A 24,528-nucleotide genomic window follows, 5' to 3' on the forward strand; every position below is an offset into this window, starting at 1 on the left:
CCCGTCAGCTCGCCGGAGGCGATGCGCGGCAGCAGCTCCGTGCGCTGCGTGCGCGTGCCCAGGGCGGCGACCAAGGGGGCCACGAGGCCCGCCGTGGCAAGCAGCGGGGACGGCAGCAGCATGCGGCCCGTCTCCTCACAGGCCAGGGCGAGCTCCGTGGGGCCGCATCCCACGCCTCCGTAGCGTCGCTCCACGGCGAGCCCGGGCAGCCCGAGCTGCTCGGCCAGCTGCCGCCACAGCGGCTCGTCGTAACCGGCCCGGGTGCGGACCGCCGCCCGGATCCCCTCCGGCCCGCAGCGCTTGAGCAGCAGTTCGCGCAGGGTGCGCCGGATCTCGCCCTGCTCCTCGGTGAATGCGGCATCCATGGGACACGCCCTCCCGGATCTGACGGGCCGTCATTTTAAATCCGGCAACCCGACTTTCCCACCCCTTATCTGATGTAGCGTCAGTTCATGGCTTCCGTCCGCCGCGCACGCAAGGTCGCCGTCGTCGGCATCGCCCTCTCGGACTGCGGGCGGGTCGACTCCGCCACCCCCTACGACCTCCACGCACAGGCGGCCCGGCGCGCCCTGGCCGACTCCGGGCTCGGCCGGTCCGCCGTCGACGGGCTCGCCTCCGCCGGCCTGGGCACCCTGGCCCCCATGGAGATCGCCGACCACCTGGGCCTGCGCCCCACCTGGGTGGACTCGACCTCGGTCGGCGGAGCCACCTGGGAGGTCATGGCGGCCCACGCGGCCGACGCCATCGCCGCGGGACACGCGAACGCCGTCCTCCTCGTCTACGGCTCGACCGCCCGCGCCGACCTCAAGGCGGGACGCCGGACCGCCGGCCTCTCCTACGGCACCCGGGGCCCACTGCAGTTCGAAGCCCCCTACGGGCACACGCTCATCGCCAAGTACGCCATGGCCGCACGCCGCCACATGCACGAGTACGGCACCACGCCGGAACAGCTCGCCGGCATCGCCGTCCAGGCGCGCGCCAACGCCCGCCACAACCCCCACGCCATGTACCGCGACCCGATCACCGTGGACGACGTCCTCGGCGGCCCCGTGATCGCCGACCCGTTCACCAAGCTCCACTGCTGCATCCGTTCGGACGGCGGCTGCGCCGTGCTGCTGGCGGCCGAGGAGTACGCCGCGGGCGCCGCCCGGCCGCCCGTGTGGGTGCTGGGAGCCGGCACGGCGGTGTCCCACACGACGATGTCGGAGTGGGAGGACTTCACCGTCTCCCCCGCCGCCCGCTCCGGGCGGCTGGCCTTCGAGCGCGCGGGCATCACCCCCGCGGAGGTGGACGTGGCCGAGCTGTACGACGCCTTCACCTATATGACGCTCGTGACGCTGGAGGACCTCGGCTTCTGCGCCAAGGGCGAGGGCGGCGCCTTCACGGAGCAGGGCAGGCTGACAGTGAGCGGCGGACTGCCGGTCAATACGGACGGTGGCGGCCTCTCCGCCTGCCACCCCGGGATGCGGGGACTGTTCCTCCTGGTCGAGGCCGTGCGGCAGCTGCGCGGCGAGGCCGAGGAGGGCCGTCAGGTGCGCAGGCCGGACGGGGAGCTCCCGCGGATCGCCGTCGCCTCGGGCACGGGCGGCTGGTTCTGCTCGGCGGGGACCGTGGTCCTGGCCCGCGACTGACCGGGCCGTACGGGACCAGGCCGTACGAGACCAGGCCGTACGAGACAGGGCCGGACGGGACAGGGCCGGACGGGACGGGGCCGTACGAGGCCGGGCCATGCGAGACGGGGCCGCGGGCAACAGCGTCACGCGGGACGCGCCGGTGTTGGATGGGCCCATGAGCGACGAAGACGAACAGGACGCCACCCGCCGGCAGAAGTTCCACGATCTCCTCCGTTCCCTGCCCGTGTGGGACACCGAACTGCCGCACTTCGACCCGGCCTCCGCCCCCGCCGACCCCCTGCCCCTCTTCCAGCAGTGGCTCATCGACGCCGCCGGAGCCGGAACGCCGGAACCGCACACGATGACGCTCGCCACCGCCGACGCGACCGGCCGGCCCTCCGTACGGACGCTGATGCTCCACGACGCCGACGAGCACGGCTGGCACTTCGCCACGCACCGCACGAGCCGCAAGGGCCGGGAGCTGGCCGTCCGCCCGGAGGCGGCCCTGGGCTTCTACTGGCCGGCGGTCGGCCGCCAGATCCGCATCCAGGGGACGGTGACGGCCGCGGGCGCCGCGGAGAGCCGGGCGGACCTGGCCCGGCGCTCCACGGGTGCACTGGCGGCGGCACTGGTGGGCAGGCAGAGCGAGGTGCTGACGTCGTACGAGGAGCTGGAGCGCGCCTCGGACGCCGCCTGGGAGCGGGCCCGGCGCGAGCCCGACGCCCCCGTCGGCAGCTGGACCCTGTACGTCCTGGAGGCGCAGGAAGTCGAGTTCTTCCAGGGGGACGCCCGGCGCCGGCACGTGCGCCTCAACTACCGCCGCCGTCCCCCTGCGGAAGACGGCTGGAGGACCGAGCTCCTCTGGCCCTGACCCCTTCCGCACCGGCGTCGAGGAGAGCGCCGAACACCGGTATGCACAGGGGAGGCTCGCCTGCGGGCCGCGCCCCTTCCAGTTCCCGGAACCGGACCGCCAGTGCCATGCCGATCCGCAGCCCGCTCTCCTCCCACCCGACGACTTCCGTCATCATCCGCGGCCCTTCGGCAAGGTCCACCACGGCCGCCGTGTAGGGCACCCGCCCGCCGAAGGGCGGGAGGTCGTTCACGTGGACGACCGACCAGGTGTAGAGCGTGGCCCGGCCGCTCGCTTCCTCCCAGGCCACGTCCTCGCTCCAGCAGCGCGGGCAGAACTCCCTGGGGTAGTGGTGGGCCAGCCCGCAGCCGGCTGCGCGGCAGCGGCGTATCAGCAGCCGGCCCCGGCCCGCCGCTTCCCAGTAGGGGCGGGTGAAGGCATCCGCTTCCGGGATGTCGAAACGCGGTGCCGGCGGCCCGGCGAAACGCTGCGCCGGTGACGCCGGGGACGCCGGCGGACGATTCGCGTGCAATTCACCAACCCCCTTGCATTCCGCGCCCGTTTCCCCGGGCGTATTCCCGTCCCCGCCCTCCGTTTGTTTGCCCGCAGCGCCATTCCTGACAGAACGTCAGCTAGGTAGCCTGACTATACGTCAGCTTGTCGGCCATTGAGCAGGAGTGGACGAGACACGATGCTTGGATCGACTCACGGCACCCTCACCACCACCTCCCGTCCGGCCCGCGTGGTGGCCTGCGGCGAGCGTCCGGGCCCCGCCGTCCACGGCACGGCCGACGGCACCGAGGACACCGACGTCAGCGGCAGGCCTCTGCGCTCGGACATACCCGGCCTGGACCGGCTCTTCCGCCCCGAGACCGTCGCCGTCGTCGGCGCCTCGGACGCCGAGGGCCGCCCCAACACCGGCATCACCCGGCAGCTCATCGCCTGGTCCGAGCGGGTCGGCGCGCGCCTGCACCCCGTACACCCCACCCGTACGTCCGTCTTCGGCCTCCCCTGCCATCCGTCCGTCCGCGACCTGCCCGAACGCGTCGACCTCGCCGTCCTCCTCGTGGGCGACCCGCTCCCCGTCCTGGAGGAGCTGGACGGCTCGAAGGCCGCCTTCGCCGTGGCCTTCGCCGCCGGATTCGCCGAGACCGGCCCCGCGGGCGCCGCCGCCCAGGCCGCCCTCGCGGACGCCGCACGGCGCTCCGGGGTCCGCCTCCTCGGCCCCAACACCAACCTCAACGCCTTCGAGCACTTCCGCGACGACCTCGACGGCCCCGCCATCGCCCTGATCACCCAGTCGGGCCACCAGGGCCGCCCCGTCTTCGCCCTCCAGGAGCTCGGCATCCGGCTCTCGCACTGGGCGCCCACCGGCAACGAGGCCGACCTGGAGTGCGCGGACTTCATCTCCTACTTCGCCACCCGGCCCGAGGTGGGGGCGATCGCCGCGTATGTGGAAGGCCTCAAGGACGGCCGCGCCTTCCTGCTCGCCGCGGACCGGGCCGCCCGGCACAAGGTGCCCGTCGTCGCCGTCAAGGTCGGCCGGACGGAGGCCGGCGCCCGCACCGCCGCCTCCCACACCGGCAAGCTGACCGGCGCGGACGACGTGGTGGACGCGGCCATGCGGCAGTTCGGCGTGATCCGCGTCGACAGCCTGGACGAGCTGCAGGACACCGCGGCGCTGCTGGCCCGCGCCCGGCCGCCCCGGGCCCACGGCGTCGCCGTCTATTCGATATCCGGCGGCACCGGCGCCCACTTCGCCGACCTGGCCACGGCCGCGGGCCTGGCGCTCCCCGCCCTCTCCGCCGCGAAGCAGGCCGAGCTCCACCAGTGGATCCCGGAGTACCTGAACGTGGCCAACCCCGTGGACTGCGGCGGCCACCCCGTCGGCGACCATCGCGGGCGCAAGATCATCGACGCGCTGCTGAACGACCCCTCGATCGGCGTGCTCATCTGCCCCGTACCGGGGCCCTTCCCGCCCATGAGCGACAAGCTCGTGCGCGACCTCGCCGACGCGGCGGAGCAGACGGACAAGCTGGTCTGCGTGGTCTGGGGCTCCCCCGTCGGCACCGAGGACGCCTATCGCACCACCCTTCTCGGCTCCTCGCGCGTGGCCACCTTCCGCACCTTCTCCAACTGCGTCACCGCCGTGCGCGCCTACTTCGGCCACCACCGCTTCACCGCGGCCTACCGCTCCCCCTTCGACACCGCGCCCCGCACCCCGTCCCCCTCGGCGCGCAAGGCGCAGGAACTCATGCGCCCGGGCGAGCAGCTCAGCGAGCACGCGGCCAAGCAGCTGCTGCGCGCGTACGGCATACGCGTACCCCGCGAACAGCTGGTGACCAGCGCGGCGGCGGCCGTACGGGCGGCCGGGCTCGTGGGCTACCCGGTGGTGATGAAGGCCTCGGGCCCGCAGCTCGCGCACAAGACCGAGCTGGGCCTGGTCAAGATCGGTCTGACCTCCGCCAGCCAGGTCCGCGACGCCTATCGCGAGCTCACCGACATCGCGCGCTACGAAGGGCTGCCGCTGGACGGCGTCCTCGTCTGCCAACTCGTGGGCCGCGGGGTCGAGATGGTGGTCGGCATCTCGCCCGACAGCCTCTTCGGCCCGACGGTGACCGTCGGCCTGGGCGGGGCGCTGGTGGAGGTGCTGCACGACACCGCGGTGGCCGTGCCGCCTTTCGGTGAGGACCACGCGCGCGCCATGCTCGAAGGGCTGCGCGGACGCGCCCTGCTGGACGGCGTCCGGGGGGCGCCCCCGGCCGACGTGGACGCGCTCGTGGAGACCGTCCTGCGTGTCCAGCGCATGTCTCTGGAGCTGGGCGGGGCACTCGCCGAACTCGACATCAACCCCCTGGTGGTGCTCGAGCGCGGTCAGGGCGCCGTGGCCCTGGACGCGCTCGCCTTCTGCCACTGAACAGCGCGCGGCAGCGCGTGGAAGCAGGAGAACCCCCATGTCCCTCTCCCCCCGTGACAAGCCGCTCGACCGCGGCGGTCCCGATGACTCAGTGATACTCCACACCACTGACAACGGGGTCTCGTGGATCACGCTCAACCGCCCCGAGGTCATGAACGCCATAGCCCCCGAGCAGCGGGAACTTCTGATTTCCCAGCTGTCCGGGGCCTCGGCCGACCCGGCCGTCAGGGCCGTCGTCATCACGGCCACGGGCGCGGCGTTCTGCGCCGGCGCCGACCTGCGCGCCACCGCGTCCAGCGCCATGGACCCGGCCGTTCCGGGCGTATCGGCGGCGTCCGTCGCCTCGGGCCGGCTGCCCGGCGACGTGGCGCGCACGATCCGCCGGGGCGCCCAGCGGCTGGTCGCCGCCGTGCTGGACTGCGAGAAACCCGTGATCGCCGCCGTGAACGGGACCGCGGCGGGGCTGGGCGCGCACCTCGCGCTGGCCTGCGACCTCGTCCTCGCGGCCGAATCCGCCACCTTCGTCGAAGTGTTCGTGCGCCGCGGCCTCGTCCCCGACGGCGGCGGCGCGTATCTGCTGCCGCGGCTGGTGGGGCCGCAGCGCGCGAAGGAGCTGATGTTCTTCGGCGACGCGCTCACCGCCGCCGAGGCGGAGCGGATGGGGCTGGTCAACCGCGTCGTGGCCGGGGCGGGGCTGACGGCCACGGCGCGCTCGTGGGCCGAGCGACTCGCCACCGGTCCGACACGGGCCCTCGCCCTCACGAAACAGCTGGTCAACGCTTCGCTCGACAGCGACCGTGCGGCGGCGTTCGCCGCGGAGGCCGCCGCTCAGGAGATCAACATGACGACGGAGGACGCACGGGAGGGCGTCAAGAGCTTCCTCGAACACCGCAGCCCCGCCTACCGGGGGCATTAGCGGTCCTTAGCGGTCCCGGGAACCTTCAAAACTGACGAGCCATCAGATTCAATGGCTTTCATGATGGGACACGCAGGCATGGCCGCCCTCGCCGTCCGCTATCTGCGCCCCGCCGGCACACCGGCCCCCGCGACGCCGCCGCCCGAACCGATGCCCCGGCCGGAGCTGCGGGCCGTCCGGGCGGACGAGCAGCCTCCGCCCGCTCCCCGGGAACTGCGCCGCGTCCTGGGCCGGTTCGCCGGCGGCGTCACCGTGATCACCGCACCCGGCGCCGGCGGCGGACCGCCCGCGGGCTTCGCGTGCCAGTCCTTCGCCTCACTGTCCCTCGATCCGCCGCTCGTGGTCTTCATGGTCGGCCGTACGTCCACCACCTGGCCGCGCATCGCCCGCGCCGGGGTCTTCTGCGTCAACATCCTCGGCGCCGGGCAGAGCGCACTCTGCAGGGCCTTCGCGGTGAGCGGCGCGCAGGCGGCGGACAAGTTCACGGGCATACGGCACCGCCCTTCGCCCGCGACGGGGTCACCCCTGCTCGCGGACGTGCTCGCGTGGGCCGACTGCACGGTGCACGCCGTGCACACGGGCGGGGACCACCTCATCGTCGTGGGGCGCGTCGAGGCGCTGGGAGCGGACGAGAACGCGGCCGCGACCGCGCCCCAGGAAGGGCCACTGATCTTCTACGGGAGCACGTTCGGAACGTTCACCGCGCTCGACCCGTGACCGCCGGGCCCCGGCCTGTACCCGCCGGGCCCCGGCGCGGCGGTCACTTCCTGCGCTCGACGACCTTCGTCAGCACGTACCGCTTGCCGGAGCCCGGCTTGCCGACCTCATGGAAGAGCCGGGGCTCCTTGCCGGTGCCGCTGACGCTCCAGTTGCGACTGAGCTCGCACGAGCCGATGCGCAGCGACAGGCCCTGGACCTTCCCGTTGCCCTTGACCGGCTTCCACGTCCCCGAGCCGTCGCAGTCCTTCGGCCGGTCCTTGCCGGTGCCGTCCCACACGTAGTTGTCGAGGCCGTCGGCCACGGCCGTGCCGTCGGCGGACAGCTTGACCGTGCCGTCGCGGCCGTCGCTCCAGACGCCGGCGAGCTGCGCCGAGTCGAGCCTGGGCGGCTGGTAGACCTCGACCGCTCCGGTTCCGTAGACGGCTGCCCCGACGGCCCCCACGGCGAACCATGCGATGACGCCGTCGCGCGCGACCCTGCGGGCCATGCGCACGGACCGTCCTTCCCGGATGCGCCGTCCGGCGACTCCGGCGATCAAGGTGGCGGGGAGCAGGGCGGCCGTGAGGCAGGCCCACCACAGGAGGTACTTCAGCGGGGCCGCCGGGGAGAGGCTGCCGAGGGCCGACACGCCGCCGAACACGGCCACCGCGGCGGCCGACACGAAGGGCACCGCGGCTGCGTTCCACAGCGGGCCGTCGCGGCGGCCCGGGCGGCGGGTGACCGTACGGGCGAGCGCCAGTGCGGGCATCACGGCGGCGGCCGTGACGAACCCGCTGACGAGGACGCCGAGCAGGACGACGGCGAACACGAGCCCGGCGATCACGAGGAGACCGTGCGGCAGGCCCTCGTGCTCGCGCGAGAGCAGCACGAGGACGCCGGTGGTCCCGGCGACGGCGGCCTCTGCACACAGCGCAGCCATCGACGCGCAGAACGCCGCGCCGAAGCCGTCCGGGTGCATCACGCGCCTCTGCGCCCGAGGGGTCTCCCCGGACTCGGTCCCCGCCACCGCGTCGACCGGTGCGGCGTCCGGTATCGCGTCCGGTACGGCCTCCGGCTCGGTGTGCTGTGTCATCACTGCCCCTCTCCCCAGGGAAGGATTCCCCCAGGGGCTGAGAGGTTGCTTTTGCCGACCGGTTGATCCCTGCTTGACCGTATGTGTGCGCTTACGCCGGGCCCGCCGCGAGCCGCCCGGTCACATGCGGCCGCCTGCGGATGACCAGAGCCATGAGGGCTGCCACGGCGCACAGCGCGCCCGAGGCGTACCAGACGACGTCGTACGACCCGAAGGCGTCACGGGCCACGCCGCCCAGGAAGGCCACCACTGCGGCGCCGACCTGGTGGGAGGCGAGCACCCAGCCGAAGACGATCGCGCTGTCCTCGCCGTAGTGCTCGCGGCACAGGGCGATGGTGGGCGGCACGGTGGCGACCCAGTCGAGACCGTAGAAGACGATGAAGAAGACCATCGGCGGGTGGACGGAAGGTGCCAGCAGCATCGGCAGGAACATCAGCGACAGGCCCCGCAGCCCGTAGTAGACGGCCAGCAGCCTGCGCGCCTCGAACCGGTCGGTGAACCATCCGGAGGCGATGGTCCCGGCGACGTCGAAGACGCCGATCACGGCGAGCAGCCCCGCGGCGGCCGTCATCGGCATGCCGTGGTCGTGCGCGGCGGGCACGAAGTGCGTCTTCACCAGACCGTTCGTGGAGGCTCCGCAGATCGCGAAGGTCCCCGCCAGCAGCCAGAACGGCCCCGTACGGGCTGCGTCGAGCAGCGCCTTGACCGCACGCCGCGCCGCACCGGGCGCGGGCACCGGCTTCGGTACGGGGGCATCGCTGCCGTACGGGGCGAGGCCGACGTCCGCCGGGTGGTCGCGCAGCAGCAGCCACACGAACGGCACGACGACGAGGGCGGCCACGGAGACGGTCACGGCGGCGGGCCGCCAGTCGTGGTGCTCGACGATCCAGGAGAGCAGCGGAAGGAAGACCAACTGCCCGGACGCTCCGGCGGCGGTGAGGATTCCGGTGACCAGTCCCCGCCGGGCCGTGAACCACCGGTTGGTGACGGTGGCCGCGAAGGCCAGGGCCATGGAGCCGCTGCCGAGGCCGACGAGCACGCCCCAGCACAGCACGAGCTGCCATGCGGCGGTCATGAAGACCGTCAGCCCGGCACCGGCGGCGATCACGGTCAGGGCGCAGGCGACGACCTTGCGGATGCCGAACCGGTCCATCAGGGCGGCGGCGAAGGGTGCCGTGAGGCCGTACAGGGCGAGGTTGACGGAAGCGGCGAAGCCGATCGTGCCGCGTGACCATCCGAACTCGCCGTGGAGCGGCTCGATCAGCAGGCCGGGCAGGGAGGCGAAGCCCGCCGCGCCGATGATCGTCACGAAGGTGACGGCGGCCACGGACCAGGCGCGGTGGAGGCGCGGGCGGCGCCGGCCGGGGCCTGCGGCCGCGCCCGGGGGCATGGAGGGGTCCGGGCGCCCGGAGGGTCTCTCCGGCGGGGTGGGAAGTCCGGTTGCGTGGGTCACGTCATCAGCATCAGGAGGGGCTTCCCTCCGGACGAGTGGCCGAAAGGACAGCATCCGCTAGGATCGGGCCAAGCAATCCGGCCGGATCTTGCCACGCCGGACCGGACAGTGCCGGGCAGTGCCGGGCAGTGCCGAGCAGTGCCGGGCAGTGCCGGGCAGTGCCGAGCAGCACGGAAACCTTCTGGGGGGCGAACGGAAATGACGCAGAGGACGGCGGGGATCACCCGCTCCGACCAGCATCCCGACGCGCCGCCGCACCGTGTGGCCGTGCTCGCCCTGGCCGGCGTGATCCCGTTCGAACTGGCCATCCCGTACCGGATCTTCGGCAAGGCCAGGACGCCCTCCGGGGACCCGCTGTACGAGGTGGTGACCTGCGCCCTGGAGGCCGGGCCGGTGCAGACCGACGCCGATTTCTCGATCAACGTCGAGCATGGCCCGGAGGCCCTGGCCGAGGCCGACACGATCGTCGTTCCGGCCTCCTACGAGTTCGGGCTGCCCTACGACGAGGGCCGGCTCGGCGACGACCTGTCCGCCGCCTTCGCCCGCATCCGCCCCGGCACGCGCATGGTGTCGATCTGTACCGGTTCGTACATCCTCGCGGCAGCGGGCCTCCTCGACGGCCGGCCCGCGACCACGCACTGGACCAGCACGGAACGCTTCCAGCGGATGTTCCCGTCCGTCCGGGTGGACGCCGACGTGCTCTTCGTCGACGACGGCGACGTCCTGACGTCGGCCGGCGTGGCCTCCGGCATCGACCTGTGCCTGCACATCGTGCGGCGCGACCACGGCACGGCCGTGGCGAACGAGGTGGCCCGGCGCAGCGTCGTCCCGCCGCACCGCGACGGCGGCCAGGCGCAGTACATCCAGCGGCCGGTTCCCGAACCCCAGCTCGCGACGACCACTGCGGCCCGCGCCTGGGCGCTGGGACGGCTGGACCGGCCCATCCAGCTGCGGGACATGGCCGAGCAGGAGGCGATGAGCGTCCGGACGTTCACGCGCCGTTTCCGTGAAGAGGTCGGCATCAGCCCGGGCCAGTGGCTGACGCAGCAGCGCGTCGAGCGGGCGCGCCACCTGCTGGAGGACAGCGACCTCTCCGTCGACCAGGTCGCGCGGGACGCAGGGTTCGGCACGGCCGCGTCGATGCGGCAGCACCTGCAGGCGGCGCTCGGCGTCTCCCCGACCGCCTACCGGCGGACGTTCCGTGCGGTGGGCCGGGCCGCCCGGCGCTGAGTGCGGCCGGGCGGCGTCGTCCGGTCTGCGCCGTCCCGGCGGATCCTGCGGCGCGGGGCCGCGTTCAGCGGCCGAAGGTGAGGACGGCGCGGGAGACACGGCCGTTCAGGGTGTCGTCCGCGGCCTGCGCGAAGTCCTCGACCGGGTAGGTCCTGGTGACGAGTTCGTCCAGGAGGAGGCGTCCCTCCTGGTAGAGCCGGGCGTAGAGGGCGATGTCGTGCTGCGGGCGCGAGGAGCCGTAGCGGCAGCCCAGGATCGCTTTGTCGAGGTAGAGGGACGAGACGGGGAAGGACGCCTCGGCGCCGGCCGGCGGCACGCCGAGCAGCACCGCCTGGCCGTGCCGGTCGAGCAGGTCGATCGCCTGCCGGACGAGTCCGGTGTCGCCGACGCACTCGAAGGCGTGGTCGGCACCCGTCGGCAGGATGGCGCGGACGGCGGCCGAAGTGCCGGGGACGGCGCCGGCGTCGACGAAGTGGGTGGCTCCGAACTGCCGGGCCGCAGCTTCCTTGCGCGGGTTGGCGTCGACGGCCACGACGACCGAGGCTCCGGCGATCCGGGCGCCCTGCAGGACGTTGAGCCCGATCCCGCCGGCGCCGATGACGACGACCGATGCGCCGGGGCGGACCCGGGCCCGGTTGAGGACGGCGCCGACGCCGGTGAGGACGGCGCAGCCGATCAGCGCCGCCGAGGTCAGCGGTATGGCGGTGGGAATCCTGACCGCCTGGACGGCTTTGACGACGGTGCGTTCCGCGAAGGCGGAGCAGGAAGCGAAGTGGAAAAGTCGCTCACCTCTGCGGGTGAACGGCCGGGCCGGTTTGCCGATCGACTCGCGGCACATGGTCGGCCGGCCCCGGTCGCACTCGCCACAGGCGCCGCAGGCGGCGAGCGTGGACAGGGCCACGTGATCACCGGGCGCTACGTGGGTGACGCCGGGCCCCACGGCCTCGACCACGCCCGCGCCCTCGTGCCCGAGCACCACGGGCAGCGGGTAGGGGATGGTGCCGTCGGCCACGGACAGGTCGCTGTGGCACAGGCCGGCGGCCGCGACGGCGACGAGGACCTCGCCGGGGCCCGGTGCGCGGACCTCCAGGTCGTCGGCGACCAGGGGGTGCTTTCCGTCGAAGATGACGCCTCGCATGGCTGCGGTCCTCTCGGAAGGGTGCGGCGCGGGCTCAGGACGCCCAGACCACCGACTGGAGTTCGCTGTACGCTTCCAGGCCGAACGAGCCGCCGTCCCTGCCGACACCGCTCTCCTTGAAGCCGCCGAACGGTGTCTCGGGGTGCCGTTGGACGGTGTTGAGGCCGACGTTCCCGCTGCGCAGGCGTGCGGCGAGGGCCCAGGCGCGGGCGGAGTCGGCGCTGAAGACGTAGTCGTGGAGGCCGTAGGAGGTGCTGTTGGCGATGCGGACGGCTTCCTCGTCGTCCTCGAAGGGCAGGGCGACGACGACCGGCCCGAACAACTCCTCGCGGGCTACGGGGCTTTCGGGGTCGGCGTCGGCGATAAGGGTCGGCGCGACGTAGAAACCCGGCTTGATGTCGGGGCGGGTGCCGCCGGCGACGATCCGGGCGCCGTCCGCACGGGCGGCGGCGATGTACGCCTCGACCCGGTCGCGCTGGGCGGCGGAGATCAACGGGCCGACGACCGTGGAGTTTTCCACAGGGTCCCCGATCTTCAGCGCCCGGGCGTAACGTTCGAGACCGGCGACGACCTTCTCGTACAGCGCCCGCTGCACGAGCACCCGGGTCGGCGCCGTGCAGATCTGTCCGCTGTGGAAGGACCAGACCGAACCGACCGCCCCGATCGCCGACCTGAGCACCGCGTCGTCGGCATCCCCCAGGACGATGGCCGCGCCCTTGCCGCCCAGCTCGAGCAGGGTGCGCTTCATCGACCTCCCCGCGGCCTCGGCGATCTGTTTTCCGACCGTGGTGGAGCCGGTGAAGCTGATCATGTCGACGCCGGGGTGGGACACGAGCGCTCGGCCGGCGCCCGGCCCCGAGCCGGTGACGATGTTGAAGACGCCGTCCGGGAGGCCGGCCTCCCGGAGGATCGGGCCCAGGCGGAGGCAGCAGAGGGGATCCTGCGGCGCCGGCTTGGCGACGACCGTGTTCCCCATGGCCAGGGCGGGCGCGAGCTTGCCCACGAGGTTGACGACCGGGAAGTTGTAGGAGGTGATGCAGGCGACGACGCCCACGGGGCGACGGACCGCGGCGGCGCCCATCAGGCCGCCGGGAGCGAGCGGGCTGCCCTGGGCCGGGTGCGGTGCGAACGGGATGACCGCCGGCTCCAGCGCCCCGCGGGCGTAGCGGCGGAAGCGGTCCACCGCCGGGGGCAGTTGCAGGGCCGAGGTGACGCGCGCCGTCGCGCCCGTCTCGGCCTGGAGCAGGGGCAGGAGCTCCGCTTCGTGTTCGGTGATCAGTTCCGCTGTCCGGTTCAGTACGGCCGCGCGTTCGCGCGGATCCGTACGGGACCAGCCGTCCTGCGCGGCCTGCGCGGCGGTCACGGCGGCGGCGACCTCGGCGGGGGTCGCCTCCGGTGCCGCCCCGACGACCTGCTCGGTCGCCGGATTGACAACTGGATAGTGACCTTTTTCCGGCGTGCGCCACTGACCGCCGATCCAGTTCCCGTACGTCCTCATGGCCGGGGCTCCTTCGGGAGGCCGAGCACGCGCTCGGCGATGACGGTGCGCTGCACCTCGGCCGAGCCTCCGTAGATCGTGTCGGCCCTGGCGAAGAGGAACATCCGCTGCAGCGCGTCGAGTTCATAGGGGCGCTCTTCGCTCCAGTCGTGCGGCCCGAGGGCCGCACCCGCACCCCGCACGTCCATGGCCAGCTCGCCGAGGCGCTGGTGCCAGCTGCTCCAGAGCAGCTTGGCGACGCTGGGCGCACCGGGGGCGCCCGTGCCGCCCAGGGTCCGCAGGGCCGTCCACCGCATGGTCCTCAGGTCGGCCCACTGCCGTACGATCCGGTCGCGCACCGCCGGTTCCGCTGCGGCTCCCGTCTCCCGGGCGAGGCGGACGATGCGGGCGAGCTCCGCGGCGAAGCCGATCTGCTGCGCGAGGGTGGCCACCCCGCGCTCCCGGCCGAGGAGGTCCATGGCGACCCGCCAGCCGTCGCCTTCCCCGCCCAGCACGTGGTCGGTACGGGCCTCGGCGCCGTCGAAGAACACCTCGTTGAAGTCGGCTTCGCCGGTCAGCTGCCGGACAGGGCGGACTTCGATGCGGCCGGGCTGGTCCATCGGTACGAGCAGAAGGGAGAGCCCGTGGTGCCGGTGGGAGCCGGCAGTGGTGCGGGCGAGCAGGAAGCACCAGTCGGCCCGGTGGGCGTGGGAGGTCCACAGCTTCTGGCCGGTGATGCGGTAGGTGCGGCCGCCGGCGTCCCTGACGGCGGCGGTGCGAACGGCGGCGAGGTCGGAGCCTGCGCCGGGTTCGCTGTAGCCCTGGCACCAGATCTCCTCGCCGCGGGCGATGGCGGGGAGGAAGCGGGTGCGCTGTGCGGGGTCGCCGTGGGCGATGAGGGTGGGGGCGAGGAGGTGCTCGCCCATGTGGCCGAGGCGGGCGGGCGCCCCGGCGCGGGAGTACTCCTCGGCCCAGACGACCTGTCCGGTCAGGGGCGCGGTGCGGTTGCCGTAGTTGCCGGCTGCGGGATCCCAGCCGAGGCCGATCCAGCCGTCGGCGCCCAGCTTGCGTTCCCAGGCGCGGCCCGCGGCGGGAGGCGGCTCCCCGGCGAGGTGTTCGGCGAGCCAGGCGCGCGCCTCCTGCCGGAGGGCCCGGTCCTCCGGCCCGAAGGAGAAGTCCATGGGTGGCTCCCCGTCACGCGTTGGGGCGGGCTTTGGCGGCGGCCGCTTCGGCCATCGCCTCCAGACGGGCGAGCATCGGCATGGGGTCGGTGCCGACGGTACGGGGCAGGAGGCCGGCGATCCGCTCGGGTGTCCAGGGGCCTTCCGCGCAGACGGAGCGCAGTTCGCGGGGCTGGGCCCACACGGCGATCCTGGGGCCGGCGACCGTGTAGACCTGCCCGGTGACGCCCTGCTCGCGGGCCTGTTCGCCGAGCAGGTAGACGACGAGTGCCGCCACGTCCTCGGGGTCGCCGATCTCCTCGAGCTCCATCGGCACGCCGGCGGACATCCGCGTCCGGGCCACGGGCGCGACGCAGTTGGCCGTGATCCCGTATTTGTGCAGGCCGAGGGCGGCGCTGCGGACGAGGGAGATGATGCCGCCCTTGGCGGCGGAGTAGTTGGCCTGGGCGACGCTGCCCTGGTGGTTGCCGCTGGTGAAGCCGATGAGGGTGCCGTGTTTCTGGCGGCGCATGACCGCGGAGGCGGCGCGGAAGACGGTGAAGGTGCCCTTGAGGTGGGTGGCGATGACGGGGTCCCACTCCTCCTCGGTCATGTTGAACAGCATCCGCTCGCGCAGGATCCCGGCGGCGCAGACGACGCCGTCGAGCCGCCCGTAGCGGGCGAGGGCGGTGTCCACGATCCGCTGTCCGCCGGACATGGCGGACACGTCGTCCGCGACGGCGACGGCCTCGCCCCCGGCCGCCTCGATCTCCTTGACCACTGTGGCGGCGACCTCGCTCGTGGGCTCGTTCCCTTCGACGGAGACGCCGTAGTCGTTGACCACGACCTTTGCCCCCTCGGCCCCGCAGGCGAGGGCGACGGCGCGGCCGATGCCGCGGCCCGCGCCGGTGACGGCGACCGCTTTTCCGGCCAAGAAGCTCCCCATGGCGCACGCCCCTTCCCGCTCCATCTGACGGACCGTTAGATTTTTGGGCAGAGCCCGCGAAGGCACAAGCCCCGCACAGGGACCGATCCGGGGAGGGAGTCCATGCCGCTGCCGCCGGAGTTCCACGAGATCGCCAAGCGGGTCAACAACTGGGGGCGTTGGGGTGAGAGGGACGAGATCGGCACCCTCAACCTGATCACGGACGCCGTCGTCCGCGAAGCCGCGGCCACCGTGCTCACCGGCCGGAGAGTGGCCCTGGCCGTACCTCTGAGGCAGCGCGGGATCCAGACCGGCCTGATCCCCGGCAGGGTCAATCCCCTCCACACGATGATCTCCATCAACCAGCAGTACGCCCCGGAATCAGTGGCCACGAGCGACGACGCCGTCACCATGGGCCTCCAGGCGGGCACCCACTGGGACGCACTGCCGCACGTCTCCCACGGCGGCAGGATCTACAACGGCCGGCCGGCGGACTCGGTGACCGCGCACGCGCGCGCCGCCTACAGCGGCATCGAGAAGGCCCGGAACGTCGTCTCGCGCGGGGTGCTGCTCGACGTGGCGCGCGCCCGGGGCGTGGAGCGCCTGGAGCCCGGCCACGCGGTCACCCCGGAGGACCTGGAAGCGGCCGAGGCCATGGGAGCGGTCGCCGTGGGCCCGGGGGACATCGCGCTCGTCCGCACCGGCCACATGCAGCACTATCTGGGCGGCGACCGGAGGGCGTACGGGCATTCGTCGCCCGGGCTGTCGATCCGGACGCCCGAGTGGTTCCACGCCCGGGACGTGGCGGCCGTCGCCGACGACACCCTCTGCTTCGAGGTGTTCCCGCCGGAGATCGAAGGGCTGTGGCTGCCGGTGCACGCACTCCACCTCGTGGAGATGGGAATGATGCAGGGACAGAACTGGAATCTGGAGGGGCTCTCCGTGGCATGCGCGGAGGAGCGGCGCTACGCCTTCCTGCTGACGGCGACACCCGAGCCCTTCGAGGGCGGGGTGGGGGCGCCCGTGGCGCCGGTCGCCGTGCTCTGAGCCGCGACGGACGGACAGGGCGGCAGGAGAGGACCCCAAGGGGCGTGAGCAGGCGGCGACGTGCCGATGCGCACCCCGAGCACGGCACCGCACGTCGCCGCCGGCTCCGGCGCCGAAGCCCTGAACCGCGCCGGACCGCGACCCGTACTCGCCAAGGCAGCCCGGTGACCATGGGCCTCTCGACGTCCCCTCGCAACGAATCGCTGCATCCAAGGGTGATCACGTGGACACTTCACGTCAACACCTGGTCTGGACTTTGTCGATTAAGCCCGATTTATGACGGCGCGCGGTCCATCGAAAGCGCCGACCCACGAGGGGCTCGTGCGGTCGACCTCGCACCAGATGCGCTTGCCGCTGCCCTCAGCCTGCCAGCCCCAGCGGTCGGCGAGACCGTCGACCAGCTCCAGACCGCGGCCGCCGGTGTCCTCGCCGCCCGCACACCTGCGGCGGGGCGGACGGGCGCTGATGTCGGCGACCTCGACGCGGACGGTGCCCGCGTAGCCGCCGGCCCCGGCAGCGCCGGCGCCCGGGAAGAGCATCCGCAGCACGGCCGGACAGCCGGTGTGGACCACGGCGTTGGTGACCAGCTCGGAGATCAGCAGGATCAGCGTCTCGGCGAGCGGCTCATCGACGCCTATCCCCGACCCGGCCAGTCGCGACCTCGCCCACCTGCGGGCCCGCCCCACCTCCGCGGGGTCGGCCCGGACCTCCATCTGCATCTGAAGCACCTGCACCGCTCACACCATCCGTACCGGCGGACACAACGCCTCGCGTCTCCGAGGGATCACGGAACGTGATCTCCTTCCGAGACAGCATGGTTGACGCACAGTCACCCCAACAAGCGCTTCGGGCATATTCCGGCGCAAAGGAGTATGGCTGCTGCATACTGTGCGACGCGTGCTGCGGAGACTCGAACACCGAGGGCCTTTCGGACCCGTTCCGGGACGAGCGTCAGACATGTGCACGCCCGGCGACGCCACATGGGCAACTTCCACCCCGTCGCGCTTCTGAACCTCTCGCATTCAAGGGAGAGTACCCGAGCCCGGACCCGACTCCGCCCCGTGACGAGTAACGTCCGGGACACAGCCTGATATCGACATGCTGCGAGCGGTTCGGCATGACATGCCCGTCATTTCACCCATGACGATTACGCCGTGACATTCTCTGCGTCCAGAACATCCGTTGCATCATTCGCCGGACGGCGGCCCGGGATGTGTGAAGCATCGCCGAGCAGGGTATTCGCAAGTAATTCCTCGGAATCGGTGGAGGACTGCCATTGACGGAGCCTCAGCCAGGCACGTTTGAGGTGCAGATGGACGTCGGATTCCCAGGTGAACCCCAGGCCACCGTGCACTTGCAGACAGTCACGAGCATTGCGCACAGCTGCACTGTCAGCGAGCAGTTTGGCGGTGGCGATTTCAGCTGGTTTGTCGGGCTCCACCGAGAGTGACGCCGCATAGACCGCGGCACGCGCGAGCTCGGCGCGCACGAGCATCTCGGCGCAGAGATGCTGCACCGCCTGGAAGCCGCCGACGGGGCGGCCGAACTGGGAGCGGTGCCGGGCGTGGGAGACCGCCAGCTCGACGGTGCGGAAGGCGCTGCCGAGTTGCTGTGCCGCGGTCAGCAGGGCACCCTCCCGCCGCATCCGGGCCGCGTCGGCGGGCAGGCCGGGCGCGCCGCCGTCCATTCGCCGGGGAAGCTGTCGTACGAGGTGGAGGGGCGTCGTCGGGTCCACGCACCGGACGGGGCGCGCCCGCAGGGCTCGCGGGGCTCCCCCGGCGCCCGCGTGCAGGAGCCGGGCGGCCGGGCCGTCGAGCAGCAGGACGGCCTCGGCGGAGGCGAGGTGCTCGGCCGCTCCGGGGCCGTCCAGGGCCGTCACCACACAGGTGCCCTCGGCCGCCCCCTCGACGAGGCCCGCGGCCAGGTGCGTGGCGACGAGCGGCCCCGGCAGGAGGGCGCGCCCGGCCTCCTCGAAGAGGAGGACCGCCTCGGGCATCCCGAGCCCCACGCCGCCGTCCTTCTCCGCCAGCCGCAGGGAGAAGAACCCGGCCTCCCCCAGGGCCCGCCACAACGCGGGGTCCGGCCCGCGGGGTCCGGCCGGTGAAGGGGCGTCGGCCAGGGCGCGCAGCCGCTCGCGGGGATGGCGGGCGGCGAGGAGGCTCCGCATCCCCGCCTGCAGGGCCCGCTGGTCGTCGGTGAGGCGGAAGTCCATGGTCATCGCCCCTTGGGGAGGCCGAGGATGCGCTCGGCGATGATGTTGCGCTGGATCTGGGAGGTGCCCGCGGCGATCGTGTAGGAGAGCGAGGACAGGCGCTGCGCCGTCCACTCCTGGCGGACGTCCAGGGACTCCGGTCCGAGTACCTCGGCGGCGGCGTCGTAGAGCTCCTGGCGGGCCTGGGAGTAGCGCAGCTTGAAGACGGAGCCGCCGGCGCCCGGGACTCCGTCGCCGCCGGCGCGCGCGGCGTGGGCCGCTTCGCTGACGTTCCACTGGACGAGCCGCCACAGCGCCGTGAACTCGGCGTGCAGGCGCCCGAGGCGGCGGCGCAGTACCGCGTCGTCCCAGCGGCCGTTGGCGCGGGCCGCGCGGGCGAGCCGGGCGAGGGTGCGGCGGCAGGCGACGACCTCGCCGGCGAAGGCGGTGCCGCGCTCGTAGGAGAGGGTGACCACGCTGACGCGCCAGCCGTCGTTCTCGGGGCCGACGCGGTGGGTCGCCGGCACCCGCACCTCGTCGAGGAACACCTCGGCGAACTCGGTGGTCCCCGCGAGGGTGCGCAGCGGCCGGACGGTGACGCCGGGGGCGTTCATCGGCAGGGCGATCCAGGAGATGCCGCGGTGCCGGGGGGCCGCGGGGTCGGTGCGGACGAGGAGTTCGCACCAGTCGGCCACCTCGGCGTGAGAGGTCCAGATCTTGCTGCCGGTGATGACGTAGGAGTCGCCGTCGCGGACGGCCCGGGTGCGCAAGGAGGCCAGGTCGGAGCCGGCGTCGGGTTCCGAGAAGCCCTGGCACCAGATCTCCTCTCCGCGCAGGATCGGGGGCAGCCAGCGGGCGCGCTGGGCCGCGGTGCCCTCGGCGGCGATGGTGGGGCCCGCGTGCAGGAGGCCGACGAAGTTGGCGCCGACGTAGGGGGCTCCGGCGCGCTCGGTCTCCTCGATGAAGATCAGGTGCTGGGCAGGGGTGGCGCCCCGGCCGCCGGCTTCGGCCGGCCAGTGCAGGCCCGCGTAGCCGGCGTGGTGGAGGGCGCGCTGCCAGGCGCAGTCGTAGGCGCGGCGTGCGGGCCAGTCGTCGGCGGGGGGCTCGGGGGCAAGGCCGGGCAGGGTGTCGTGGAGCCAGGCGCGCAGCCGCCGGCGGAAGTCCTCCTCTTCCCCGGTGAGGGTGAGGTCCATCGCCCTCACCCGCCCAGGGGGTCGAGGTCCAGGCCGAGCATGCGGATGGCGTTGCCGCGCATGAGCTTGCGGACGGTCTCGTCGTCCAGTCCCCGCACGTGTTCGAGGGCGACCTGCCTGGTGTGGGGGAAGGTCGAGTCGACGTGGGGGTAGTCGGTCTCGAAGGTGGCGTTGTCGCGGCCGACGACGTCGAGTGATGCGACGCCGTGCTTGTCGCGGAAGAAGCAGCAGAAGATCTGGCGGTAGTAGTACGTGGAGGGCGGCTCGGGGACGATGTCGCGCACGCCGCCCCAGGCGCGGTGTTCCTCCCAGACGTCGTCGGCGCGCTCCAGGGCGTAGGGGATCCACCCCATCTGACCCTCGCTGTAGGCGAGTTTGAGGCGGGGATGGCGCACGAGGACGCCACTGAAGAGGAAGTCGGCCATGGAAGCCATGGCGTTGTTGAAGGACAGGGTCGCCTGGACGGCGGGCGGCGCGTCCGGGGATGCGGCGGGCATCTGCGAGGAGGAGCCGATGTGCATGTTGACGACAGTGCCGGTCTCCTGGCAGGCGGCGAAGAAGGGGTCCCAGTAGCCGGTGTGGATGCTGGGGAGGCCGAGGCAGGTGGGGAGCTCGCTGAAGGTCACGGCCCGGACGCCGCGGGCGGCGTTGCGGTGGATCTCGGCGACGGCGAGGTCCACGTCCCACAGCGGGATGAGGCACAGGGGGATGAGCCTGCCGCCGCTGTCGCCGCACCATTCCTCGACCATCCAGTCGTTGTAGGCGCGTACGCACGCGAGGGCGACCTCCTTGTCGTGCGCCTCGGCGAAGGTCTGGCCGCAGAAGCGCGGGAAGGTCGGGAAGCACAGGGACGCCTCGACGTGGTTGAGGTCCATGTCCTTGAGGCGTTCGGCGGGGTCCCAGCAGCCGGGGCGCATCTCGGCGCGGGTGATGCCCTCCAGGGTCATCTCGTCGCGGTCGAAGCCGACGGCGGCGATGTTGCGCTTGTAGGGGAAGCGGAGGTCCTCGTAGATCCACCAGTCGGCGGGCGGCCCGTCGGGGTCCATGGCGATGACGTACTTGCCACCGGTGTACTCGAGCCGGCCGATACCGGTGGTCAGGGGGCGGGGGCCGCGGTCGCGGTAGCGGGCGGGCAGCCAGCGCTCGAAGAGGTGGGCGGGCTCGATGACGTGGTCGTCGACGCTGACGATGCGGGGCAGTTCCATCGGGGGCACTCCCGTTATCTGACGGTCAGTCAGCTCTGAGGCTAGCCCCGGCCCCCTGGACCGACAAGGCGTGACGGCCTACGCTTCGCCGCACTTCTCTGACGCACAGTCAGTTCCATGGAGGGCCCGCCATGACCCGCGCCGCCGACGACCTGTCCGCCTCCCGCACCCTGTGGGAGCTGCTCGACCGCCGCGCGGAGCTGACCCCCGGCGCACCGGCCCTCATCCAGGCCGACGAGCCGGACGGCACCGGGCCCGGGGCGGGCGACCGCACGACGGCCTTCGGAGAGCTGCGGACGCGCGCCGAACGCACCGCCGCCGGGCTGTACGCGCTCGGGGTGCGCCCCGGCAGCCGGGTGGCCTGGCAGCTGCCCACCCGCATCGAGACCGTCGTCCTGTCCTTCGCGCTGGCCCGCATCGGCGCCGTGCAGACGCCCCTCATCCCCTCCTACCGCGACCACGAGGTCGGCCACGCGCTACGGGCCACCGAGGCCGGGTTCTTCGCCGTCCCCGGCATATGGCGGGGCTTCGACCACTCCGTCATGGCGTGCCGGCTCGCCCTCGCCCTCCCCGCCCCGCCCCTCGTACTCACCGTCCACGGCAGCCTGCCCGAAGGGGACCCCGCGACGCTCCCGCCCCCGCCGGCCGACGGCACCGCCGTCCGCTGGATCTACTGGACCTCCGGCACCACCTCCGCCCCGAAGGGCGCCCTGCACACCGACCGCGGGCTCATCACCGCCGGCGCCTTCCTGGCCGCCGCACTGCGGCTCACCCCGCAGGACGTCGGGTCCATGGCCTTCCCCTACGCACACGTCGCAGGCCCCGACTACACCGTGATACTCCTCCTGCGCGGCTTCCCCGCCCTCCTCGTGGAGCACTTCGCCCTGCCCGGCTCGCTCGACGCCTACCGCCGCAACGGCGTCACCGTCGCGGGCGGATCGACCGCCTTCTACTCGATGTTCCTCGCCGAACAGCGCAAACAGCCCGGGCGCAAGATCATCCCCACCCTCCGGCTCCTGGCGGGCGGCGGCGCGCCCAGGCCGCCGGAGCTCTACGGCGAGGTGGTCCGCGAGCTGGGCTGCCGGCTGGCCCACGGCTACGGCATGACCGAAGCCCCGTTGATCACCATGGGGGATCCGGAGGACACGGCGGAACACCTCGCCCGCACGGAAGGGCGGCCGCCCGCGGGCATGGAGATCCGCGTGACCGATGCGCACGGCGAGCCCGTGCCGGCCGGCGCCGAAGGCGGGGTACGGCTGCGCGGCGAAGCCGTCTGCCGGGGCTACCTCGACCCCGCCCAGACCGCCGAGGCCTTCGACGCCGACGGCTTCCTCATCACCGGCGACCTCGGCTTCCTCACCGCCGAAGGCCACCTTGTCCTCACCGGCCGCGCCAAGGACGTCATCATCCGCAAAGGCGAGAACATCTCCGCCCAGGAAGTCGAACAACTCCTGCGGCGCCACCCGGCCGTCGACGACGCCGCAGTGATCGGACTGCCCGACCCCGTACGCGGAGAACGCGTCTGCGCCGTCGTCCAGCAGACCCCCGGAACCGCACCACTCACCCTCGGCGAGCTCGCCTCCCACCTGACGGGCGCCGGGCTGTCCAGGCACAAGATCCCGGAGCAGCTGGAGCTGGTCGCCCTGCTCCCCCGCGACAACACCCTGCGCAAGGTGCTCAAGTACAAGCTGCGGGAGCGCTTCGGAGCGTGCGGCGAGCCCGGTCAGTCCGCCCGGTAGGCGGCCGCCGCCTGCTCGAAGAAGCGGTCCACCGCGCGCTGCTCGTTCACCGGCCCGATCACCTGCAGCAGGTGGTAGCGGCCGCCCAGGATCGTGGCGGAGTTGCGCACGTAGACCTGGCGGCCGTCGCTGTCCGTCCAGTTGAACGTGCCCTCCGCCGACGCCGTGCGGCCCACGTCGATGCGGCGCAGCCCGGAGGCCCCGGACCACGACGAGGAGCGGTACGCCGCCAGCTCGGGCTCCTTCTCCTGCTGGTACGCCATCGGATCGCTGCCGAACTCCGCCACCTTGTCCCGGCCGGGCACCACGATGAGCTGATAGTCCCCGCCGGCGTAGACGACCTGCCCGCGGTCGTTCTCCCCCCGGCGCCGCCAGTCCTCGGCCACGGCCACGGTGAACCCCTTGGGGTCGCGGCGCAGGGCGAAGCCCTCGGCGGGGCCGCCGGAGTCGGCGCTCCGTGCTTCCGCCGAGGCCGACGTGACCGGACCCGCCGACGCCGCCGGCGGGCTGCTCCCGCCCGACTTGCCCGTGGTGGCCGGCGCGCGGGGCGCTGCGCTGCGTGCGTCGGCCGTGCCCGCGAGGTCCTCGGTCGCCCTGCCCGCCCGGCCCGCGCTCTCCTCGGCGCGCGGCATGAACACCATCGCGTACAGCACGGCGCCGAGGAGCAGCAGCAGGACCAGGCCCAGCAGCAGCCGGCCCAGCCCGTACGCCGAGCGGGCGGGGCGGCCGCGCTGCTCCTGCAAGTGGCCGGTGCGGGGTTCCGCGGGGCGGGCGGCGGGGGCGTTGTCCTTGGCCGTCTTCTTGTGGCGGCCGTGCGCGGCCGGGGCGGTGTCCACGGCCGTGATGGAACGGCTGCCGCGCCTGCGGCGCACGACCTCGCCCTTGCGCCGGACGGCCGGGAGCCGGTGCCGGTCCTCCGCCGGGGGCTCCGGCTCGGCGGGCGGAACCGTGAGCGTGCGGCCGCCGGGATCCGGTTCCGGTGCCGAGCGGATCAGGGAGCGCAGCCAGCCGCGGAGCTCCTCGAACTCCGGGCGCTCGGCCGGGTCCTTGCGCATCAGCGACTCGACGACGGGGCGCAGAGCGCCGCACTCCTCGGCGAACGCGGGAGGCTCCGCGCACACGATCCGCACCAGCTCGGCTGCGCTGTCCTCCGGATAGGGGGCGTGCCCCTGCACGACACGGAAGAGCAGGGCCCCGAGCGCCCACAAGTCGGCCGCGGGGCCGACCGGGGGCGCCAGTTGCCAGCTCTCCTGGACGGGCCACGCCTGCTCCGGGGCCCACCGCTCGGTGACGGCCCCGACGACGACCATCCGGACCTGCCGGGCACGCTCGGCGGCGAGGGGGCTCCCGGGCTGTTGCGCGGGACTCCCCCAGGCAGCCGGGGCATCGGGGGCGCTGACGGCAGGGCGGGGCGGCGGAGACGGGGATACGGGCGGGGGCGGGGGTTCGGGGGCGGCAGGGGCGCGCGGCGGGGTGGCGGCGGGGCGGGGAGGGGGCGGGCCGGGGATCAGTCCGGGAAGGCCGGGCCATGAGGCGGCCGTCCCGGGGAGCTTCACCTCGGGGACGTCCGGGCGGGCGGTGCTCGCCCCGTCGGCGGGGCCTCGGGGCCGGTTCCCGCCGGGGGGCGCGCCGTGGAGGGGGCCCGCAGGCCGGGGTACGGGCACCGGGGCGGAGCCACTGGC

21 protein-coding genes are annotated in these 24,528 nt (G+C 73.3%); 8 read left to right on the forward strand and 13 right to left on the reverse strand.

The window, feature by feature from the left end; genetic code table 11:
* A partial coding sequence (locus V7793_RS13850) for an acyl-CoA dehydrogenase family protein (protein WP_336006343.1) occupies positions 1-365 on the reverse strand: 365 nt, incomplete at its 3' end.
* An 87-nt stretch (positions 366-452) separates the two neighbouring features.
* Here V7793_RS13850 and V7793_RS13855 point away from each other — a divergent pair.
* Together V7793_RS13855 and V7793_RS13860 are read left to right on the forward strand one after the other, a co-directional pair.
* Positions 453-1,631, forward strand: coding sequence for a thiolase C-terminal domain-containing protein (locus tag V7793_RS13855; protein WP_336006347.1), 1,179 nt, complete (start codon positions 453-455; stop codon positions 1,629-1,631).
* Between the two features lie 157 nt (positions 1,632-1,788).
* Positions 1,789-2,484 carry a pyridoxine/pyridoxamine 5'-phosphate oxidase gene (locus V7793_RS13860; RefSeq protein ID WP_336006351.1) on the forward strand — a complete coding sequence of 232 codons (696 nt, stop codon included), beginning with the start codon at positions 1,789-1,791 and terminating at the stop codon, positions 2,482-2,484.
* Here V7793_RS13860 and V7793_RS13865 read toward each other — a convergent pair.
* Complete coding sequence (locus tag V7793_RS13865) at positions 2,423-2,917, reverse strand: Zn-ribbon domain-containing OB-fold protein (protein WP_336006395.1); 495 nt, start codon at positions 2,915-2,917, stop codon at positions 2,423-2,425. The genes V7793_RS13860 and V7793_RS13865 overlap by 62 nt on opposite strands.
* Before the next feature lie 237 nt (positions 2,918-3,154).
* Here V7793_RS13865 and V7793_RS13870 point away from each other — a divergent pair, with 237 nt between their 5' ends.
* Genes V7793_RS13870 through V7793_RS13880 form a run of 3 tightly spaced genes read left to right on the forward strand, consistent with a single transcriptional unit; the run spans position 3,155 to position 7,013 of the window.
* Positions 3,155-5,380, forward strand: coding sequence for an acetate--CoA ligase family protein (locus V7793_RS13870; RefSeq protein WP_336006355.1), 2,226 nt, complete (start codon positions 3,155-3,157; stop codon positions 5,378-5,380).
* 37 nt (positions 5,381-5,417) lie between these two features.
* On the forward strand, positions 5,418-6,296 hold the full coding sequence (locus V7793_RS13875) for an enoyl-CoA hydratase/isomerase family protein (protein ID WP_168091095.1): 879 nt from the start codon (positions 5,418-5,420) through the stop codon (positions 6,294-6,296).
* 51 nt (positions 6,297-6,347) lie between these two features.
* Positions 6,348-7,013, forward strand: a complete 666-nt coding sequence (locus tag V7793_RS13880) for a flavin reductase family protein (RefSeq protein WP_336006360.1) — start codon at positions 6,348-6,350, stop codon at positions 7,011-7,013.
* Between the two features lie 43 nt (positions 7,014-7,056).
* Here V7793_RS13880 and V7793_RS13885 read toward each other — a convergent pair whose 3' ends face one another.
* Positions 7,057-8,088 (reverse strand): hypothetical protein, encoded by a 1,032-nt coding sequence (locus tag V7793_RS13885; RefSeq protein ID WP_336006364.1) that lies wholly within the window; start codon positions 8,086-8,088, stop codon positions 7,057-7,059.
* Between the two features lie 91 nt (positions 8,089-8,179).
* Complete coding sequence (locus V7793_RS13890) at positions 8,180-9,478, reverse strand: MFS transporter (protein ID WP_336006399.1); 1,299 nt, start codon at positions 9,476-9,478, stop codon at positions 8,180-8,182.
* A gap of 261 nt (positions 9,479-9,739) precedes the next feature.
* On the opposite strand from V7793_RS13890, the gene V7793_RS13895 reads away from it, so the two are divergent.
* A complete protein-coding gene (locus V7793_RS13895; RefSeq protein ID WP_336006367.1) occupies positions 9,740-10,771 on the forward strand; it encodes a GlxA family transcriptional regulator in 1,032 nt (343 codons plus the stop codon).
* A 64-nt stretch (positions 10,772-10,835) separates the two neighbouring features.
* On the opposite strand, the gene V7793_RS13900 is transcribed toward V7793_RS13895, so the two are convergent.
* The 4 genes from V7793_RS13900 to V7793_RS13915 are packed head-to-tail and all read right to left on the reverse strand — an operon-like array spanning position 10,836 to position 15,492.
* Positions 10,836-11,909, reverse strand: coding sequence for a Zn-dependent alcohol dehydrogenase (locus V7793_RS13900; RefSeq protein WP_336006371.1), 1,074 nt, complete (start codon positions 11,907-11,909; stop codon positions 10,836-10,838).
* A gap of 34 nt (positions 11,910-11,943) precedes the next feature.
* Positions 11,944-13,407 (reverse strand): aldehyde dehydrogenase family protein, encoded by a 1,464-nt coding sequence (locus tag V7793_RS13905; RefSeq protein WP_336006374.1) that lies wholly within the window; start codon positions 13,405-13,407, stop codon positions 11,944-11,946.
* Complete coding sequence (locus V7793_RS13910) at positions 13,404-14,567, reverse strand: acyl-CoA dehydrogenase family protein (RefSeq protein ID WP_336006377.1); 1,164 nt, start codon at positions 14,565-14,567, stop codon at positions 13,404-13,406. The genes V7793_RS13905 and V7793_RS13910 overlap by 4 nt, the downstream gene beginning before the upstream one ends.
* 13 nt (positions 14,568-14,580) lie before the next feature.
* The gene (locus tag V7793_RS13915; protein ID WP_336006379.1) at positions 14,581-15,492 is read right to left on the reverse strand and encodes an SDR family NAD(P)-dependent oxidoreductase; all 912 of its coding nucleotides are present in this window, start codon (positions 15,490-15,492) and stop codon (positions 14,581-14,583) included.
* A 102-nt stretch (positions 15,493-15,594) separates the two neighbouring features.
* On the opposite strand from V7793_RS13915, the gene V7793_RS13920 reads away from it, so the two are divergent.
* Positions 15,595-16,518, forward strand: a complete 924-nt coding sequence (locus V7793_RS13920) for a cyclase family protein (RefSeq protein ID WP_336006381.1) — start codon at positions 15,595-15,597, stop codon at positions 16,516-16,518.
* 263 nt (positions 16,519-16,781) lie between these two features.
* On the opposite strand, the gene V7793_RS13925 is transcribed toward V7793_RS13920, so the two are convergent.
* From V7793_RS13925 to V7793_RS13940, 4 genes are all read right to left on the reverse strand, one after another.
* On the reverse strand, positions 16,782-17,252 hold the full coding sequence (locus V7793_RS13925; RefSeq protein WP_336006383.1) for an ATP-binding protein: 471 nt from the start codon (positions 17,250-17,252) through the stop codon (positions 16,782-16,784).
* A 413-nt stretch (positions 17,253-17,665) separates the two neighbouring features.
* Positions 17,666-18,730, reverse strand: coding sequence for an acyl-CoA dehydrogenase family protein (locus V7793_RS13930; protein ID WP_336006401.1), 1,065 nt, complete (start codon positions 18,728-18,730; stop codon positions 17,666-17,668).
* A gap of 2 nt (positions 18,731-18,732) precedes the next feature.
* Positions 18,733-19,902: an acyl-CoA dehydrogenase family protein gene (locus tag V7793_RS13935; RefSeq protein ID WP_336006385.1), complete on the reverse strand. Its 1,170-nt coding sequence runs from the start codon at positions 19,900-19,902 to the stop codon at positions 18,733-18,735.
* A 5-nt stretch (positions 19,903-19,907) separates the two neighbouring features.
* Positions 19,908-21,107 (reverse strand): amidohydrolase family protein, encoded by a 1,200-nt coding sequence (locus V7793_RS13940; protein WP_336006388.1) that lies wholly within the window; start codon positions 21,105-21,107, stop codon positions 19,908-19,910.
* Between the two features lie 131 nt (positions 21,108-21,238).
* Here V7793_RS13940 and V7793_RS13945 point away from each other — a divergent pair, with 131 nt between their 5' ends.
* Positions 21,239-22,846: a class I adenylate-forming enzyme family protein gene (locus V7793_RS13945; protein ID WP_336006391.1), complete on the forward strand. Its 1,608-nt coding sequence runs from the start codon at positions 21,239-21,241 to the stop codon at positions 22,844-22,846.
* Here the strand turns inward: V7793_RS13945 and V7793_RS13950 are convergent.
* Positions 22,831-24,528 (reverse strand): serine/threonine protein kinase (locus V7793_RS13950; protein ID WP_336006392.1); only part of this gene is annotated, 1,698 nt, incomplete at its 5' end. The genes V7793_RS13945 and V7793_RS13950 overlap by 16 nt on opposite strands.

The sequence above is a fragment of the Streptomyces sp. KLMMK genome (assembly GCF_036961605.1).
Lineage (GTDB): Bacteria > Actinomycetota > Actinomycetes > Streptomycetales > Streptomycetaceae > Streptomyces > Streptomyces telluris.

Excerpts from the sequence above, each read along its gene's own strand:
- V7793_RS13855 (WP_336006347.1), top strand. The coding sequence starts at position 453 with ATGGCTTCCGTCCGCCGCGCACGCAAGGTCGCCGTCGTCGGCATCGCC.
- V7793_RS13860 (WP_336006351.1), top strand. The coding sequence starts at position 1,789 with ATGAGCGACGAAGACGAACAGGACGCCACCCGCCGGCAGAAGTTCCAC.
- V7793_RS13870 (WP_336006355.1), top strand. The coding sequence starts at position 3,155 with ATGCTTGGATCGACTCACGGCACCCTCACCACCACCTCCCGTCCGGCC.
- V7793_RS13875 (WP_168091095.1), top strand. The coding sequence starts at position 5,418 with ATGTCCCTCTCCCCCCGTGACAAGCCGCTCGACCGCGGCGGTCCCGAT.
- V7793_RS13880 (WP_336006360.1), top strand. The coding sequence starts at position 6,348 with ATGGCTTTCATGATGGGACACGCAGGCATGGCCGCCCTCGCCGTCCGC.
- V7793_RS13885 (WP_336006364.1), bottom strand. The coding sequence starts at position 8,088 with ATGACACAGCACACCGAGCCGGAGGCCGTACCGGACGCGATACCGGAC.
- V7793_RS13890 (WP_336006399.1), bottom strand. The coding sequence starts at position 9,478 with ATGCCCCCGGGCGCGGCCGCAGGCCCCGGCCGGCGCCGCCCGCGCCTC.
- V7793_RS13895 (WP_336006367.1), top strand. The coding sequence starts at position 9,740 with ATGACGCAGAGGACGGCGGGGATCACCCGCTCCGACCAGCATCCCGAC.
- V7793_RS13900 (WP_336006371.1), bottom strand. The coding sequence starts at position 11,909 with ATGCGAGGCGTCATCTTCGACGGAAAGCACCCCCTGGTCGCCGACGAC.
- V7793_RS13905 (WP_336006374.1), bottom strand. The coding sequence starts at position 13,407 with ATGAGGACGTACGGGAACTGGATCGGCGGTCAGTGGCGCACGCCGGAA.
- V7793_RS13910 (WP_336006377.1), bottom strand. The coding sequence starts at position 14,567 with ATGGACTTCTCCTTCGGGCCGGAGGACCGGGCCCTCCGGCAGGAGGCG.
- V7793_RS13915 (WP_336006379.1), bottom strand. The coding sequence starts at position 15,492 with ATGGGGAGCTTCTTGGCCGGAAAAGCGGTCGCCGTCACCGGCGCGGGC.
- V7793_RS13920 (WP_336006381.1), top strand. The coding sequence starts at position 15,595 with ATGCCGCTGCCGCCGGAGTTCCACGAGATCGCCAAGCGGGTCAACAAC.
- V7793_RS13930 (WP_336006401.1), bottom strand. The coding sequence starts at position 18,730 with ATGGACTTCCGCCTCACCGACGACCAGCGGGCCCTGCAGGCGGGGATG.
- V7793_RS13935 (WP_336006385.1), bottom strand. The coding sequence starts at position 19,902 with ATGGACCTCACCCTCACCGGGGAAGAGGAGGACTTCCGCCGGCGGCTG.
- V7793_RS13940 (WP_336006388.1), bottom strand. The coding sequence starts at position 21,107 with ATGGAACTGCCCCGCATCGTCAGCGTCGACGACCACGTCATCGAGCCC.
- V7793_RS13945 (WP_336006391.1), top strand. The coding sequence starts at position 21,239 with ATGACCCGCGCCGCCGACGACCTGTCCGCCTCCCGCACCCTGTGGGAG.